The 16605-nt window shown below is 42.1% G+C and carries 19 protein-coding genes and 2 pseudogenes; 17 read left to right on the plus strand and 4 right to left on the minus strand.

Annotation, left to right across the window (positions count from 1 at the left end):
* Positions 1 to 3: 3 nt before the first annotated feature.
* From DW039_RS15060 to DW039_RS15080, 4 genes are all read left to right on the plus strand, one after another.
* Positions 4 to 318, plus strand: coding sequence for a hypothetical protein (locus tag DW039_RS15060; protein ID WP_007218095.1), 315 nt, complete (start codon positions 4 to 6; stop codon positions 316 to 318).
* 418 nt (positions 319 to 736) lie between these two features.
* Positions 737 to 1237, plus strand: coding sequence for a DUF4313 domain-containing protein (locus tag DW039_RS15070; RefSeq protein WP_007218096.1), 501 nt, complete (start codon positions 737 to 739; stop codon positions 1235 to 1237).
* A gap of 490 nt (positions 1238 to 1727) precedes the next feature.
* A complete protein-coding gene (locus tag DW039_RS15075; protein ID WP_004313639.1) occupies positions 1728 to 1982 on the plus strand; it encodes an LPD11 domain-containing protein in 255 nt (84 codons plus the stop codon).
* A 468-nt stretch (positions 1983 to 2450) separates the two neighbouring features.
* Positions 2451 to 3131, plus strand: coding sequence for a hypothetical protein (locus tag DW039_RS15080; protein WP_118356386.1), 681 nt, complete (start codon positions 2451 to 2453; stop codon positions 3129 to 3131).
* Positions 3132 to 3499: 368 nt separating this feature from the next.
* On the opposite strand, the gene DW039_RS15090 is transcribed toward DW039_RS15080, so the two are convergent.
* Positions 3500 to 4144, minus strand: coding sequence for a recombinase family protein (locus DW039_RS15090; protein ID WP_004323440.1), 645 nt, complete (start codon positions 4142 to 4144; stop codon positions 3500 to 3502).
* A gap of 235 nt (positions 4145 to 4379) precedes the next feature.
* Between DW039_RS15090 and DW039_RS15095 the strand changes: the two genes are divergently transcribed.
* The 7 genes and pseudogenes from DW039_RS15095 (at position 4380) to DW039_RS15125 (ending at position 10899) form a co-directional block, all read left to right on the plus strand.
* Complete coding sequence (locus tag DW039_RS15095; RefSeq protein ID WP_004323439.1) at positions 4380 to 5429, plus strand: hypothetical protein; 1050 nt, start codon at positions 4380 to 4382, stop codon at positions 5427 to 5429.
* Between the two features lie 17 nt (positions 5430 to 5446).
* Entirely contained in the window at positions 5447 to 5893 is a 447-nt protein-coding gene (locus DW039_RS15100; protein WP_182425109.1) for a hypothetical protein, read from the plus strand.
* 10 nt (positions 5894 to 5903) lie between these two features.
* Positions 5904 to 6299, plus strand: a complete 396-nt coding sequence (locus tag DW039_RS15105) for a hypothetical protein (RefSeq protein WP_004323437.1) — start codon at positions 5904 to 5906, stop codon at positions 6297 to 6299.
* Complete coding sequence (locus tag DW039_RS15110) at positions 6296 to 6853, plus strand: hypothetical protein (protein WP_004323436.1); 558 nt, start codon at positions 6296 to 6298, stop codon at positions 6851 to 6853. The genes DW039_RS15105 and DW039_RS15110 overlap by 4 nt, the downstream gene beginning before the upstream one ends.
* A gap of 24 nt (positions 6854 to 6877) precedes the next feature.
* Positions 6878 to 7739, plus strand: a pseudogene (locus DW039_RS15115) (MarR family transcriptional regulator).
* Between the two features lie 206 nt (positions 7740 to 7945).
* Complete coding sequence (mobV, locus tag DW039_RS15120; protein ID WP_004323434.1) at positions 7946 to 9403, plus strand: MobV family relaxase; 1458 nt, start codon at positions 7946 to 7948, stop codon at positions 9401 to 9403.
* Between the two features lie 53 nt (positions 9404 to 9456).
* The gene (locus DW039_RS15125) at positions 9457 to 10899 is read left to right on the plus strand and encodes an OmpA family protein (protein WP_004308721.1); all 1443 of its coding nucleotides are present in this window, start codon (positions 9457 to 9459) and stop codon (positions 10897 to 10899) included.
* Positions 10900 to 11028: 129 nt separating this feature from the next.
* Here the strand turns inward: DW039_RS15125 and DW039_RS15130 are convergent, their stop codons facing one another.
* Positions 11029 to 11202: a histone H1 gene (locus DW039_RS15130; protein WP_004308720.1), complete on the minus strand. Its 174-nt coding sequence runs from the start codon at positions 11200 to 11202 to the stop codon at positions 11029 to 11031.
* Positions 11203 to 11671: 469 nt separating this feature from the next.
* On the opposite strand from DW039_RS15130, the gene DW039_RS15140 reads away from it, so the two are divergent.
* Positions 11672 to 12142: a hypothetical protein gene (locus tag DW039_RS15140; RefSeq protein ID WP_004308716.1), complete on the plus strand. Its 471-nt coding sequence runs from the start codon at positions 11672 to 11674 to the stop codon at positions 12140 to 12142.
* A gap of 175 nt (positions 12143 to 12317) precedes the next feature.
* Entirely contained in the window at positions 12318 to 12674 is a 357-nt protein-coding gene (locus tag DW039_RS15145; protein WP_004308712.1) for a hypothetical protein, read from the plus strand.
* A gap of 184 nt (positions 12675 to 12858) precedes the next feature.
* On the opposite strand, the gene DW039_RS21320 is transcribed toward DW039_RS15145, so the two are convergent.
* Positions 12859 to 13098: a hypothetical protein gene (locus tag DW039_RS21320; RefSeq protein ID WP_008659509.1), complete on the minus strand. Its 240-nt coding sequence runs from the start codon at positions 13096 to 13098 to the stop codon at positions 12859 to 12861.
* A 15-nt stretch (positions 13099 to 13113) separates the two neighbouring features.
* On the opposite strand from DW039_RS21320, the gene DW039_RS15160 reads away from it, so the two are divergent.
* The 4 genes from DW039_RS15160 (at position 13114) to DW039_RS15175 (ending at position 14896) form a co-directional block, all read left to right on the plus strand.
* Complete coding sequence (locus DW039_RS15160) at positions 13114 to 13599, plus strand: hypothetical protein (protein WP_004323429.1); 486 nt, start codon at positions 13114 to 13116, stop codon at positions 13597 to 13599.
* 431 nt (positions 13600 to 14030) lie between these two features.
* Complete coding sequence (locus DW039_RS15165) at positions 14031 to 14225, plus strand: hypothetical protein (protein WP_004313635.1); 195 nt, start codon at positions 14031 to 14033, stop codon at positions 14223 to 14225.
* A gap of 4 nt (positions 14226 to 14229) precedes the next feature.
* Positions 14230 to 14514 carry a hypothetical protein gene (locus DW039_RS15170; RefSeq protein WP_004308705.1) on the plus strand — a complete coding sequence of 95 codons (285 nt, stop codon included), beginning with the start codon at positions 14230 to 14232 and terminating at the stop codon, positions 14512 to 14514.
* A 10-nt stretch (positions 14515 to 14524) separates the two neighbouring features.
* Entirely contained in the window at positions 14525 to 14896 is a 372-nt protein-coding gene (locus tag DW039_RS15175) for a hypothetical protein (RefSeq protein WP_004308703.1), read from the plus strand.
* Positions 14897 to 14950: 54 nt separating this feature from the next.
* On the opposite strand, the pseudogene DW039_RS15180 reads toward DW039_RS15175, so the two are convergent.
* A pseudogene (locus tag DW039_RS15180) lies at positions 14951 to 16558 on the minus strand (zincin-like metallopeptidase domain-containing protein); the annotation flags it as partial.
* Between the last annotated feature and the right edge of the window lie 47 nt (positions 16559 to 16605).

Here is a 16605-nt window from a genome sequence, read left to right on the forward strand (position 1 = left end):
ATTATGACATTCAGAGAATTTATGTTAGAGAACGGTTATGAATTGCAAACAACCTTTTGGAATGATTTTTCCATTGCTGACCGATTTGGTCTTTCGGCGATACAGGACACTTTCAACCGTGCTTTTGAGGAGTGGAAAGAGAACTACAAGTATCTCACGGAACTGGTTTTAGTGCTTAACCATAAGATATGGCAGTATTATGAAACAAGGCCGGAAATTGCGACATTGTATAATACCCTTTGGGCACAAGCCAGTCAATATGCAATGGAGTATCTGAAAGATGACGAGCTAAGCTATTATTATGATGTAACGGATTAAATGTCCCAGCTCCTCCCACAGGAACAAAAGAAAGCCGGCTTTTGTCGGCTGCTCTTTGTGGTCATTCCCTTTTTTATCACTCCGTTTTACCCTTGTATAAAACGAAATTATTTCGTTTCAGGCTGCTACCAGTCAGGACTTGTTTTTTCCTGTGCAAAGGTATTGCCACGGAAAAACATTCAAGTACCGCTACGCTATTTGAACACAATTTTTCAGTAGCTTTCCCGATTTTCAATCGCTCAAATGTCGTATACGCTCCATACCGCAACTGTAAAAATTCTGTCCAAATTCCTTGCCTGCTTTTCCTTAAAGGCAATCTTGAATGCACGTAAAAATCAAATCCCGACTGGAGAAGCCTAAAGGCTTCCGAAAAAAGGGAAAAAAAGAACATGATGTTTAATAGCTAAATTTTAAAAGTATGGAAATTCAATTTGTGATTGTTCGTTCAGAAAATGCAGAGTATTTGTGTCACAATGTAAATGGAACGTATGTGGATGTCAGCGACCCATCAACAGAATTTGTTTCTGGAGAGGATGATTTTCGCTTGGTAGAGCCGGACAGCTCCCTAACGCGGAAAGAATACGAGTTTCGTGGAGAACGCTTTTATCTCATGCCTCAATTTTATGGCAATGGCTGGTTAGCACTTACTTTGCAAAGTGTGGAAGATGAAACAGAGTATATCGTGCTATCCGTCAATTTGGAGAGCATGGATGCACTCGATTTGCCAGACCGTACATTTATTGATGTGAATCATTATCCGGATGCAATGGAGTTTCTGGAGACAAATAATTTAGCGACCTATTCAGGTTACAAGCGTAGAAGCGGATTTGTGGAATATCCAATGGCGGTATTGAATCTTCCTTTGCTTTATCAGCACGCCCCGCAGATTTTCCAAGAGGCGAATATCGAATGTTTTTAAATGGTTTTCTGAAAGTATGGTACTGATGACTACCAAAGAGATACCGTATCGGTTAAATCCTATCGGTATGGTATCTTCTTTTGCCCGAAGACAGGTGGCATCCCCCTTTTTTACAGATTGCTCCGTGCCCACTTTTTTAATTTCCTTGTTTCCCTTTTATAGCAGCGTAACTGCCTGCTTCTCTTTTACAGCCCTTATGTAATGAATGTTGATGTTTCCTGTCGTTATCCAGACTTTCGCCCGGTCTTGTTTTCGTGTGCAAAATTACGGCGAACGAACGCTATCCAAGTATCGCTACGCTATCCGAAATGAAATTTGACGTAATCTTCCTAAATCATAGATTTCGGTATTCATAAAATTTCATTTCCGATTCCTTGCACTGCGTTCCTGCTTCGTCGTTTGGGACGCACATGAAAAACAACCCTTCCGGCAAAGTCGAAAGACTTGAAAAAAGGGAAAATAAAAAACTTAATTAAAAACGAAAACGAGTATGACAATAGAAGAAGTATTACAGCACGATTTAAAATTCAGGTATATGTTATTGGGTCGTTTGCAAGCCGACTGTGAATATTATCTTGGCTTTGGAAACAAAAGTTCTCGTCGTTTGTGGGCTGGTTCTGAAAAGGCACAAATTGAATACATGACGAAAATTCACGACAGCTTCCGAGAAAACGAAAAACCCGAATGGCTGACAATGGAGCAAATCAAAGAATACAGCAATGCTATGGAAGTAACACAAGAATAATTCAAAAAAAATACCGTAATAACCTTTAACGGAGGTGTTGCGGTATTACAGTATTACAAATAAGGGTCGGAGTTTGAGAACATACCCTCTTATAATTGAGAGGGTAATAATAGTCCCTCTTTTATAATTATATCATTCTATTCCTTTTTTATATTTCTGCAAAAGGAATAGCATTCTTCTTTTATATTAATTATTTTTCATTTTATCTCCCATCTATTCTTCATCCTATCACCGGTTTGGTTTTATCAAATGCAAAGGTCGGCTATCGCGCTTGATCCTGCTACTTGAAGTGTATTTCTTACAAAATTCTTCCTTCCTGCGCAAGAGTAATTTGGCAAGAAAAGTTGCCGTATGAAGCTGTATCGACATCCGTTTACCGCATCCATAAATCCCAAAACGGTTCAATCAGTAAAGAACCGACAATAGGAAAAAAAGTTAATAATAACCAATTCTTTAAACATTAAAATCATGCCTAATTATGTAACAAACCGTTTAGAAATAAACGCAGACAGAGAAACAGTACAAAATGTGATGGATTTCTTAAAAGGAAAAACTGATGAAGACAGTACGCCTTGCTATATTGACTTCAACAACATTATCCCTATGCCAAAGGACTTACTGATAGAAGCGTCCACTTCTGGGGAATTTGGTATGCAGTATATCATAGCACAGCAACGTAAACCGTTCAATTCACAGGACGACCTGAAAGTCATTCAATGGATGGAAATTCAGGAGGAAAAAGTCAGGGAAGAAGCATTACAACTTGGAATGACATATCTGAAAAACTGGGGAAAATACGGTTATCCTACTTGGTATGAATGGTCTATCGCTAACTGGGGTACAAAATGGAATGCCTTTAATCAGAATTTTGAAGAACCGAACGTGCTTTGGTTTGATACGGCTTGGGAAGGTGTGCCGCTGCTTATCCAAACACTCTCCGAAATATTTCCGGACGTCGAGTTTCAATATGCCTATGCGGATGAAGACCTTGGTTCCAACGTGGGCAAAGGGACTATCCGAAATGGAGAAACCGACATGACATTCCCCGATAACGGAAGTAACGATGCCTTTGAAATTGTCTTTTTCGTAAAACCGGGATTAGAGGAATACTTGGAACTGACAAACGAGGGGTATAGGTGGAAAGCCTAAACATCTCCGGACAGACAATATCCGACATGTATTCAGGGTATATCTCAACCGATATATCCTGGACTCCTGTTGCCGGAAGCTCCGTTTATATTTATTCCATTCCACTTCCTTTTTACAATTTCACGCCTCTTGAACCAGTCTTTTTTGACCGTATTTACCCATCCCTTGGCTGGCCTACTTATCATCTTTGAAGCTGCTTTTACTGAAACCGCCAAACACGCCCTTCAAGAGCTTGCCGACAACCCAGAATACCAGCAATACAATTATAATATCTCCCATAAGTCTTACTTTTATAGTTTTAACAATAATAAAAATACAAAATAATAACCGAAAAACAAATATACGATCCTGATTATCTGAAAATTCTATCAGGAGTCACCTTCATTTGTTCCGTCCTCTTTCGGGTTCTGTTTGACACGCGGACCGCTGGTTTGGCCACGATCAAGTTTTACGCCATATTTATTGAGTATGCGCCAAATAGAACTTTTGCTGCTAAAACCGCTTGCAGCCCAAATGTCATCGAAAGAATGCCCGTTGATATACATATCCACGATTGTCTTATCTCGTTCAGCTTTAGGTAATACCTTCGGCACAGCCGGGGCTTTGATATTCTGGCGTAACTTCTCGACATGAGCGGAATATTTTCGTAGTGCGGCAATTTCTTCCGGAAATGCCCCTATTATCCACAACACATCGGCTGCTGTCGTACCGGGGAATAATTCACCGCGAGTATCAACTCTGTCATGAATGGATATGACACGTACAATTTTGATACGGCATAGTTCGATGAACGCGGCCAGTTCTCTTAAACCGCGTGCAGCATTGCTGAATTTGGATATGACTATTTCATCGCCCCTTTGAAGATTCGCCATAAGCTGTTTCCACATAGGTCTCAATGTTTCATGTTCAACTGTTTCCTCTACGATTTGTACACAACCATATCGCTGCATCCATTCTCTCTCAGCATCAAAACTGTCATTATTTTCCTTGAATATATAGCCAACTTTTGCCATTTTAATATACACTGTTTTGATAACAAGTGCAAATATAGCACTTTCATTTTAATCTAAAATCATATCGTGGCAAAAATCTCGCTGAATCCTTTTTTTAGCTTTTTTTCTTGCACTTGTTTTCATTGATAATCATATTATTAATATGATACCAAAAATTATACTAAATGCGATATAAAAGGGCTTTTACAATAAAAATAATATATAGATTTGCATCGTTAAATATGAATTGTTAAATATGAAAATTTTAAAATCATACTACAAGACTCCATCATTTTTGACTGGAAGATGTATCGTTTCATTGGCCATATTGGGCCTGATATCATGCAGCGATAGAAATGGCAAATCATTGTCTGAAGCTACGAACGATCCTGCCGGAATATACAGGGAGTACTTGTACAATATACGACGTCAGAAAGATTCCTCATTTCAAGTATTGACCAAGCATATCCTACAATGGCAAACAGTAAAAGACTCTGTTTTTAGGTATCTCCGGAATGATACGCTCAGCCACCCCCATTCCAATCAGCGTGAAGAGTGTATCAGACTGCATGATTCTATCCGCACTGAGTTCTCACGCTTAGCCCTCTCAAAGACGCGTACTTATCAGGAACTTTTGGCTCTCAAAGGAGAGTTCTCACCTTATAACAATGATGAGGAACTGCATCATGCCGCTGGAGAAATCCGCCCGTTTTTCAACTCACTGGATAATCTTCCGCTTCATAAGGGTAACAAAGAGGAAATCCTTGCGGCTTACCGTATGTTACTGACCCGAACTATCCGTAACGGCATACATAGCCGCAATGAACTGATTACTTATATCACTAAAGAAGATGCTATATTCCGTGCGTTCCTCTCTCACTTGCACGATTTCGAAGGTGAGAGTATGGCTGACATCACACGTGGTACTGAACAGTGTTGTTCGCAGATATTCTTTGCCGCTGAGAGAAAGGAGATTACCTATCGGGAGGCTATGCTTTATTTGACAATGCGCACCAATCGTCGCCAAATACAAAATATGCAGATTTGTATAGAAGATGTTCGGAACAAAAAAATCAAGACTTCTTCGCAAGCACATGCTTATATATGGATGCTTATCCACCCTTATACTTCACTGGACGGATTCTCTATGACATTGCTTTCCGATAAAGAACGGAAACAACTTGACAGGATGGCGGCACAGACACCTGTGGCGTTCAAAACCTTGAGCCGAATCCTGCAATCGGAAAGTGGTCAACTGACTGAACTGCCAGGAATGCTTATGGATATTTTCATACAGACGCTCTAACAATATAAAAAATGAATATGTTACGACATTTTTTCAATGACTTTATGACATTTGTCCCTCTGCAACTACCGCAACTACTCGATGTGACGATAATGGAGGAAGCACAATTCTACGGTGACTACGCCCTACTGACCTTCCCGCTACGCGACCCTTACGATTTGGAGGAAGTGATGGATCTGTTTGAGGACGATATGGAGCTTATAACTCTCTACCACCACATCCCCACGCACGCTGACAAATTCGGGCATAGCACCTGTGCATACTCCAACCCGGCATTTGGACAGATGTTCAAGATGAATTGCAAGACAGATGCAGACGGTAAGGTAAATAGCATTCTTGTCACCATCTATGATTCTCTTGAGCAGATGTACGGCGAGCTGTGCCTTGATTTGGATCTTCATTCCAAAAGTGGCACATTCAAGTATAAGAAGAACAAAGACGATCTCTTGATGGATTTCCTTTAATGGTCATGTTATGCGGGACACACTATACCGACAAATGGTTTATTGGATTAGGGAATACCGGACATGGATAGAGGTTGTTGATGACAATTTCTATAAGGAGTATGCTTTGTCAAGAAACGGATATATCAATTACATTGTTTCCCGCACGTTGGTACTGCGGGCTTGCAAAGACAAAGGCTCATACGCCAAAGGCATGACATGGACAATTCCGGAACATAAACTGGATAAGGCATTGGCAGCCTACCGTAAGCAGGAGCATACGTTCAAGCAACGTATTAAGAAAGCAGCGATATACCTTTCACCGAGGGACGCCGAAGTTATCATCCTATTGGCCACCCACAATATTGTCCAATTAGAGTTGATGATATCCCCCATTCAAATACGCGAGAAACCCTATTATTTATGATTTGGAATATACTACAACTTATCTTCTGTATAACGCTTTTCGTATTGCCATTAGCATTGTACAAAAGCCACCGTTCTTTTATGGTAAGGTTCTACGATGCTATGATACACAGTGTAAAGGCTCGTAAACTATATGTACAGGTCGTATTGATTCTGCTATTGCTCTTCCACTATGTTTACATCAGCGGACATGTTGGCGAGTTCGGTGTTTTTCTTTCAACTGCTATCTGTGCCACTATATATTCATTTAGGAGAGCGGACAGATTGTTAAGAGGTTTATGTGACCGACCATGTATGTTTGTCATACTCTCATTGGTGGCTTTGGCCATCAGTTTTGTTCCACACTTGTACACAACGGCGGTAACTGCCGCCTATCTTCTTTTGGCTGCCCTGTTCTATCCCTCTGTTCGGGTTATGACCGAATTTCAGGACATAGGCATAATCTCTGAATGGATGAAATTCCCCAGACTATTAGCCGAAAGTTATTATGACCATCATCACGCGATATTGCCGCAAGATGCGGATAGCGGCAACACTGATATATCCGCACAGTAGTAATAATTAAAAAATGAAATGAAAATGAAAACCAAGCAGAAAATAGCTGTCCCTATATTGGCAGACAGAGAAGTATTTGACTACCTCAAGGAGAAAGTCGGTGAACGAAAAACAAAGACAGAAGCCTTCTGTGATTTATTGGATAAATCTTTGGCAGGTTTTGTTTCCCCTTTTTTTAAGGAACAAAGGCTACGAACTTCAACCCAACCAGTGCCACGTGACTGTTTCTGACCTTTCATCGGAATGGCATTGGCATAGGGCTACTGTCCGTTCTTTTTTGGATGTAATGGAAGAGTTCGGCTTGTTGAATCGCATCCGGCTTTCCAAAAGCGTCATCATTACCATGACTGTGCAAACCAGCCAATCCACGGAGTCTTGCAATGGACAGAAGAAGTTGAACCTTGCAGAACAGCTACGTGAGGCATTGTCCGATTGGATAATCGGCAAAGTGTCCCTTGACGAGATCGGAATCAAGTGTGAGCAACTTGTTCGTCGGGCAATGGATGAAGCTGGCATATGCGATAGCTGCCCATCTCCGGACAGTATCATTCGCATCAATCCGGCAGCGGATGATGATGAACGAGCTGTCAAGATTCGTATGGTAGCTTTGGAGTGCATTACATTTGCCGCTATACAACGGGCACTGCGTAAGTCGAGATTCGATGACAGTACAGAGTTTATGGACTACTTCCGATTGGAATTGTATGGGGACTGGACAGGACTTATTGCAACTTCGAAAGGTATTGCCGGGCTTATTCTTGATGTAGATAGGGATGAAAATTCCGATTATGATGAAGATGACAGGGAGTTCCTTAAAACGCTTTTTAAGCCTTTTCTGGCATTTGCGGCAAAGGCACAGGAGGCAACGTATCAGATTGGAGGTTGAAAACAGAATGTATAACCGCAACAATCCACTTTTGTATCCAGTGAAGCCCCCCTGCCAGTTATAGAAGGCATCCGGGCTTGCCCGCCTGCCACGAACAAAGGGAAGGGGGAGCCTAATACCCCACCTGCCTGACGTTGGTGGGAAGGGTGTCCGAACAAGCAGCAAGCTGGGACACGGTAGATTGTCCGAAACAATATGAAAAACGTATGGCAAATCAAAAACAGGTACTCGACGTGCAGGTGTCGAAAGGGATTACCACCGCCCAAAGTAATGAACATCTGCGTGACCGTAGTGAAAAGGCAGAGAAGTACGCTATGAGTAAGGGAAATTATGATCCTACGCGTAAACGGCTGAACTTCGAGATTGCGCCCGGAGGTAAAATACATCCCATCGACACAAGCCGTAGCATTCCCAAACGGATGGCGGACATATTAAGTCACCGTGGAATCAAAGATCCTAATGAGGGGCTGCTCGAGCCAAAATACCGCACGGTGGTAAATATCATCTTCGGCGGTTCACGGCAGCGAATGCAGGAACTTGCTTTCGGTACGCAACAGGTGGACTTTGAAAAAGGTGCGGACAATACCCGCATCGAACGGAAGCGTGACATTGAACGCTGGGCCAAGGATGTTTATTCATTCGTTTGTGGCAGATATGGTGAGCAGAACATCGCTGCATTCATTGTACATCTGGATGAATTGAACCCGCATATCCACTGTACGCTTCTGCCAATCAAGGATAGTCGCTTTGCGTACAAGGAAATCTTCGCCGGTAAGGATAAGTTTGAATATAGTGCAAGAATGAAACAACTTCATACGGACTTTTTCGCAGAAGTCAATACAAAGTGGGGAATGTCAAGAGGAACAAGCATATCCGAAACGGGTGCACGGCACAGAACGACTGAGGAATACCGCCGAATGTTGTCTGAAGAGTGTACAACAATCGAGGATAATATCAAACTCCATCAACAGGTATTGGGTGAACTTCAATCAGACATCCGGTTGGCAGAACGCAGAGTCAAAGGGCTTACGACAATGGTTAGCAATCTTGAAAAGCAGAAAACTGAAAAAGAAACCTTGTTATCGGCAGCCGAGTACAATTTAAAAGAAAACAAAGGCAATGCGGCAGAATTGGCAATCCAAATACAAATGTTGGAAAAAGAGCTGCAAGGAATCATCAGGCAACTGGCAGACAAGCAGGAAAAGTTGCAGACGGCTGACCGGCAACTCATCGAACTGAAAAAGGATATGGGAGCCATTGAAGAACGTACCGAAGAACTCAAAGAGGAGGCCTATCAATATTCCCGTGATGTACACTCCAAAGTGGATAGCTTGTTTAAAGACGTCCTACTGGAGAGTGTAATCAGCGAGTATCGTAACGCATCGGCACAAATGAATGTTTCAGAACGGCAGCTCTTTGACGGTTCACTGGTACAGTCTATCGCCGAGCGGGGTACGGAAATCATGCACTGTGCGACAATGCTATTTCTCGGAATGGTAGATGATGCCACTACATTTGCCGAATCACATGGTGGTGGAGGCGGAGGGAGTGACCTCAAATGGGGACGCGACGAGGACGAGGACAATCGAGCATGGGCACTTCGCTGTATGAGGATGGCGAGCCGCATGATGCGCTCGACTATCGGCAAGAAATCTAAACGGTAAATGGCATACGCCTTACACCAGATTAAAAGTATAACTAATGAAATCATTGGAATATGACGAAACAAATTATTTTCATCTTCGCTTTGCTCTGCACGTTGCAGGCACAAGCAAGTGTACAACCCGTACAGAAGGACACTGTACGACACACTATTCATTATGAAGTAGCGGAATTGCTTCAACCGATGCAGCCCGTCTATCTCAACGGGGTGCTACTTCCGGCATCTCGAACCGGCAACTGGTTTGTTAGCATATCCGGAGGTGCGACAGTTTTTCTTGGTACACCTCTCGGTTGTGAAGACCTTTTTGGACGAGTGAAACCTTCGTACAGCCTCGCCGTCGGCAAATGGTTTACTCCTTTGGTCGGCGCAAGGGTAAATTATAGTGGCTTGCAGTTTAAGGATGCACAATTATCTACGCAGGACTACCATTATATCCATGCAGATCTCCTGTGGAATCTCCTTGGACGCAGATATGCCCGACAGGAACAGGTACGTTGGAGGCTTGCACCCTTTATGGGTGTCGGTCTGCTACATAACGCCACCAACGGGAACAATCCCTTTGCGCTTTCTTACGGCATACTAACACAATACCGTATTTCCAAACGGGTTAGTGCTATGCTGGAACTCTCTAACACAACTACATTCCAGGATTTCGACGGATATGGCTATCCAAACCGTCTGGGCGATCACATGCTTTCGCTGACTGCCGGATTCACCTTTCATCTCGGTAAGGTCGGCTGGAAGCGCGCGGTGGATACGGCACCATACATCCATCGGAACGAACTGCTTGTCGATTATGGCAACTTCCTTTCGGAGGAGAACAGGCGTTATGTGGGACGTCACAATCAAGATAAGCGAACACTCGTGGAATTAAAGAAAATTCTGGAAATCGAAGGACTACTCGATACATATAGCCATATCTTTGACAACGACGATATAACCGGATGCAGATATCCTATAAATAATTATAGCGGTTTGAACTCGCTTCGTGCAAGATTGAAGCATAGCTATTGGGACGGGTCGTCACCTCTTGACACGACTATTCTTCAGACAGAGAATGGAAAGCCATCATATAATTACACGGCTTCCCGAAATGTGCAGTCCGCCCATCAGGACACCCTCGCTATGGATTCCACGGTTCTTTCATACGCTGATGGAGAGTGCATCGGTACACCCATCTATTTCTTTTTTGCTCTCAATACGACACATCTGACGGATACCTCACAGAGGCTTAATCTTGACGAACTGGCTCGTGTAGCTAAGAAATACAGTTTATCCGTGAGGGTAACTGGTGCTGCTGACAGTTCTACAGGAACATCAAGTATCAATGATTCTTTGAGTATATCGAGAGCAGGTTTTATTACCGCAGAACTGGAACAACGTGGAATACCAGCCAAGCGGATTATCAGAGTTAGCAAAGGTGGAATTGCCGACTATACGCCCGTGGAAGCCAACAGACATACGAAAGTGGAGTTGTTTTTTCCAAAAGCGAAATAGAAATTTCGCATAATTGATGTTTAACTTTGTCATAATCAATGAAGCCTCTCCGCTGTGAAGCGAAGAGGCTTTTTCGATATGGTACACGTGAAGTTCGCCATTTTCCTACTGTCAGAACCAGAATGAAAATTATTTCGATGCTTCAAGTGACTCTTTTCTGAACTGTTTGAGAAGTTTTTCAAGTTCAAGTGATACTTTGCGGGCACGAGTTCCGGCAGCTTTGTTGCCTTTCTCCATCTGGAGGTTGGCATCTTTTGAGAATTGATCGAACAATTCACAGATTTGTGTAAATGTTTTTTCCATTGTTATGTTCTTAATATTATATAATACGCTGGCAAAGATAGCAAAAATATTTTTTTAGGACTTATATTAGCTCTGTTATATATTTCGCCTATAATATGATACCCCTTTTTATGTTTTTCCATTCTGAGTATTCCCTTATCGCACCATCGGCAAATCTGGCCGAAGAGATTTTATATGCAAAGGTACAGTGTCCGGACGATTGTCAAGCACCGCTATGCTAACGGTTCCTGGATATTTTACGGCAGCCTTCCTCAAATCAAAGATTGACTTTCAGTCCCCTTCTCATTGCAAGGTATAAAAGGACAAGCCTGCTTCTGCTCTTACATTCGAAGGTTGGGTATTCCGTTCCATTCCATTTACTGTTTACTTGTCTTATCGCCCTTATTCCACTGTTAATCCTGCATAAAAATCAATCCCCGGCAAGAAGCCGAAAGAGCTTCAAGCAAAGGGAAATAATAAATCAAAGAATATGGGAAAATACGATTTTATCAAGTTGGGTAATCTTCTTTATTGGCATGACCCAGATAGTGGTCTGTCTAATGGGGTTTACCAAGTGGCTTCTATTCCGGAAAACATTGAAGAGGATAGCGTTATTTTGATTGCATCTGATACTTCGGAAGCGGAGGTTTTTCCTTCTGAATTATCACCGATACATACCGGTAGAAGTCATAAAGAAGACTTTTTGCGTTGGAAAACAGAACGTGAAGCTGAAGGTATTGAGTTTTACGACCACCTTTCCAAGGTGATGGATACGGAAAACGACTTGAGTGTGGGAGATATGGTGGCGTTTACAAACGATTATGGAGTGATATTTGGACCTTGTGAGGTCTTAGCTTTTGGGAATCTCTGTAATAGTGGCAGATGTGTATATATTGACAGTGATTCTTATTGGTTTCCTAACCGTCCCGACCAACTCACCATCATGAGAGGTGCGGAATGACAATAACATATCCACCTGTAGCCAAAGCGGGTGGATAGCATTTCCTTGTATTGTATATTCAGCCCGATTACTCTTATAGCCATGCTCCACCGAACTCCCACAACCGGTCCTATTCCTTTTTTACTCGTCGTACTCCGTTTCTAAACAGTATAACACATTTATTGGCCTGACATTCTTGAAATTCACAACGGAAACGGCTTGGTTTCCGTGTGATGAAACACTTGAACTGGTATGTGAGAAATTCCCAACACTATGTTATTTCTATCAATCGGAAGAGTCGGGTCTGGCGGAGTACTGGACAAATGACCAAGAGAGTAAATACTTTCCCGAAAAGTACATTGCAGACCTATGTACTCCAGACGACAAATGGTACAAGGAATATTTTGTCAACCAGACAGAAGTATTCAAGTGGTTTGAGGTGATAAGCGGTCAGTCTGTCGAATCAATAACAGAAATTCTTGCTATTGCCGAACAACGGAAAGATGAAAACGACAATTCTTTCTGTAACATCTATGAATATGCCGCAGGCTAAGACTAATCCGATGCAGAAAACGAAATGACGGTATGCTGACAGCGTGCAGCGAACTATCATTATCCGATAAGCTTCTCTGATTTCATGCAGATTGGAGACTTTGTCGCCTTCAGTCCTTTTATACAGTCTCAGAGTGCTTCTCCAGTCTTTTATAGATATTCTTTATATCGCACATCGGCAGTTCTTATCTGAGAGATTTTGTATGCAAAGATACAGCTTTAGAATGGTCGTCAAGTAACGCTGCGCTAACAGTTCCCGGATACTTGTGGCAGCCTTCCGCATATCGAAGATTTGGGTATTCCACTTCATTCCATTCACTGTTTACTTGCCTTATCCATCCTTTCCTTGCTGTCAATTTCGCATAAAAATCATTCCTGACAAGAAGCCGAAAGAGCTTCAAGTAAAGGGAATAAAGTTTAATCATTTAAATTTCAAAATTATGCACAGCCGAATTTTTCAGATTTCTAAAATGTGGATAGAAAAAGAAAACTATCTGAATGAAGACACTCTCCATCAAGGAGATGGCAGTTTCTATGACTATTGTGCGGAGATAGATGACGAAGAACGTAAGGAGGATATTCGTTATTTGGTCAATACTGCTCTACCAAAAGATATGTTCGAACTTGTAGGTGATGACACCATACGCTACATTGGTGGTGTGGAACAATGGAAAGAGAACTTTGTGACTAACATCCGTAAGAAAGCTGAAGCTATTACGACGGAAAATATGTTGGAGTTTGTAGGCCCTGTTTATCAACTTGAAAAGGCATTGGAAAATCCATTGGATATTGCGTATCATTTCTATTTGGACGGAGAGGGATACCAGTCATTTGCCGAAAAATCTTTTGCATTTATGGAGTTTGTCTGTACGCTTGAACCGGGAACGATACTCTATATCGGAGGAGTCATCGACTATCACTTCTGATACTCCATATAATTTTTTTAAAGCCACCCGCAACTCAAGCGGGTGGTTATCATCTTCCTATATAACAGTCCGGTTACTTTTATAGACCATGTTCTGCCGAACCTCTGTTACCAATTCACAGCCTCTTTTACCGATTCTATATTACCTGTTCTAATTGTATTACATTCTCACAGTCCCGACATGCACCATTGTTTGTTTCGTGCGCAAAGGTACGGTGGCAAACGATGTTCAAGTACCGCTGTTGCTACCTGAAATGAAATTTGACGTAACCTTCCGCAATCACAGATTCCGGTATTCATAAAATTTCATTCCGGTTACTTGCTCATAGTTCTTGCATCCACCGTTGAAAATGCACATGAAACAACCTCTTGGGTAAAGTCGGAAGGCTTCAAGAAGAGGGAAATAAAAAACAACTTAAAAAAATAAATGCAATGAGAACTAAAACACTCTACAGATGCGATGCACAGAAAATAGACATCAGTCGTTTCCCTAACTTTCACATAACAGGAAGTATAACCGGAATGAAGAAACTCTATTATGGCAAGAATGCTCTATTGGTACGTTGCGGAAGCTGGATTTACAACGTGTCAAGTGAACCCGAAGTTTATTATAATATAGCACATTAGTAGTATGAAAAAAGGTTATAAAAAAGATTTTCAGAGTTGGAAAGGTATAGTAACTCTAAAATTACTTTGCTGCAATATAGCAGCAGGTCGTTTTGATTGGAAGAAATATTGTACGCCACAGCCTTATTGTGGTCAGGAGATTTGCGTTATACCGCTACATTGTTCTTATGGACAGATAGGCTACACTGTGTATTTCCCTTATTCTGATATGCCGGAAGTGGAATACGATTGGGAAATGAACAAATTAACTATTGACAAAGAGAATTGGGAGAATTATTTACAGAATTAATATTAAAAATATGGCACAGAATTTTTATACCAAATGGCAGAACGCAATCCTTGCAGATGCAGGAGTCTATGTTTCAAAAAAATACCGCAGTTTCCAAACGGCCTTAGTACGTGAGATTTCCAAGTACGCAACAGCCGTTGGCGCAAAAGTAACATTCAACTTAAAGGGGCATTATAATACCTCTTGTTTCATAGAACGTAACGGTAAATTCGTTTACATCAGTCACTCTTCCGGTTTGTCCCGAATGGGTAGCGGTGTAAAAATAGAACTCGATTCTTTCTTAATCCGGACAGCCCAACACGCGAAAGATTACAGAGGGGGACATAATCAGTATTGCGATATAACAAATTTACAGTCTATGATAGATAATTTGTTAGAGTAATAAAATAAATTCAAGAAAAGGTACGGAGCAAACAGCTCCGCATCTTTTTCCGTTTTATCGGCGCATTCCGCCGCTGTACTCTGCTTCTTGTAACTCTTCCCGGTATTCCTCCATATTATTCAGCTTTTCGTTCACGGTTTGCAGGTTGGCATCCAACGAAGCATTATGGTCGTATGGGAAACGATGTTGTGCGACAAGTCCCGCATTAGTAACCGGCCCGATATCTATCATGTCGGATTCTTTATTATAGCTGACATACAGCACATCACCATTCGGCATTTCAAATGCAGGAATCTTTTGTTGTGTCATGATAGCGAATTGTTCCGCAGCCATCTCCTTGGCTACCCCTTTTAATGTATCTCCAGCATGTTCGATACCATAACGCCTGATATGGTCGCGTACTTCCTTTTCCGTGAATTTCAGCATCACTTCATAAGTTCCCCCGACACTCCCATTGTACACCACAGCAAAATCCTTGTCCTCAATCAAAAGATTGTCTCCTCGGTTCTGTATGGGAGAAGAATAAGTATATTCTTCGTTAATGCCGTTACCGTCATAATACTCCTTGGCGAGAGTCAGCAGTCCTTCGTAGTCCCCCTTATCCTTGAATGCGTCCAACCGCATCGTGTCATCGGTAAGCTGAAGATAGGCCACGGAAGAATAATACACTTTTTCTTTCGGTGCTACTGTTTGCTCTTCATCAATGTTCTGCTCCAATTCCAGTGCAATCTTATCCACCTTTTGGGTAATCAGAGAAGCCGCTCTTTTCACATCCAACAGAGTTGTCTTGATGAATTGTGGCGATTCCTTCAATTCGTCGAGCCATCCTTTGAGGTAGGCACAACTGTCCTCTTTTATATGTTTCGTCATGCCGTAACGTTGGGCAACCAATGCGCTGCCTAACTCGGCTACCAATTCTTCGCGCGCATACTCTGCCGAGCCGAAAGTTGTCGGCTTGATACGGTCGAGAACTCCTTCCGCACCGGTCGAGTGTGTCATCTCATGGAATAGTGTTCCATAGAACGCCTCTCCAGATTTGAACTGTTCCTTTTCCGGCACAACGATTTCATTTCTCGATATAGAGTAGTAAGCGTTATCCTGATGCTGTGGTTTGATCGGACAAATCCACAGATTGTCCTTTATCAGCGCATCGACGGGAGCGAAGCTGAAATACTCTCCGTTCTCAATCTTCGGTAGCGAATACTCCTTTTCGAGTTTTTGCCACAGCTCCGGTCTTGCCTCCTGCAAGTTGGTCTGTGCCACGTTAAAGACTCGGAATACCTGCATCTTAGGATAAACATTGTATTCCTTCTTCTCGTTATCAGATAGTTTTTTGTAGTCATCATACTTAATCTTCTCACCAGAATCCTTGTGTATGCAGGTGAATGTAGTCAGCATGATTGGGAATGATTTCTCTCCACGAAGTACAGAAACACGAGGTTTCTCCTGATTGTCCTTATCGGATTTGTTGAGCCGTTGTACACACTCAAAAGTGCAGAAGCGCGGAATCTTGTAACCTTCCTTTTCACAATGTATAAGCAACATAATGGCATTCATGCCATTATACTCGCGTCCGGAAAGATTGCAGGGCCATTGTAACGCTTCTTCTGTGAACCATGGCTTTCTCCAATCCTTACGGATACTCTCGATTTTCTCAATCATTTATGTCTGACATAGAATTATGTTGGGCATTAGTCTAAACAATTAAT

Origin of the sequence: Bacteroides sp. AF39-16AC (assembly GCF_003602735.1) — a bacterium.
Lineage (GTDB): Bacteria > Bacteroidota > Bacteroidia > Bacteroidales > Bacteroidaceae > Bacteroides > Bacteroides uniformis.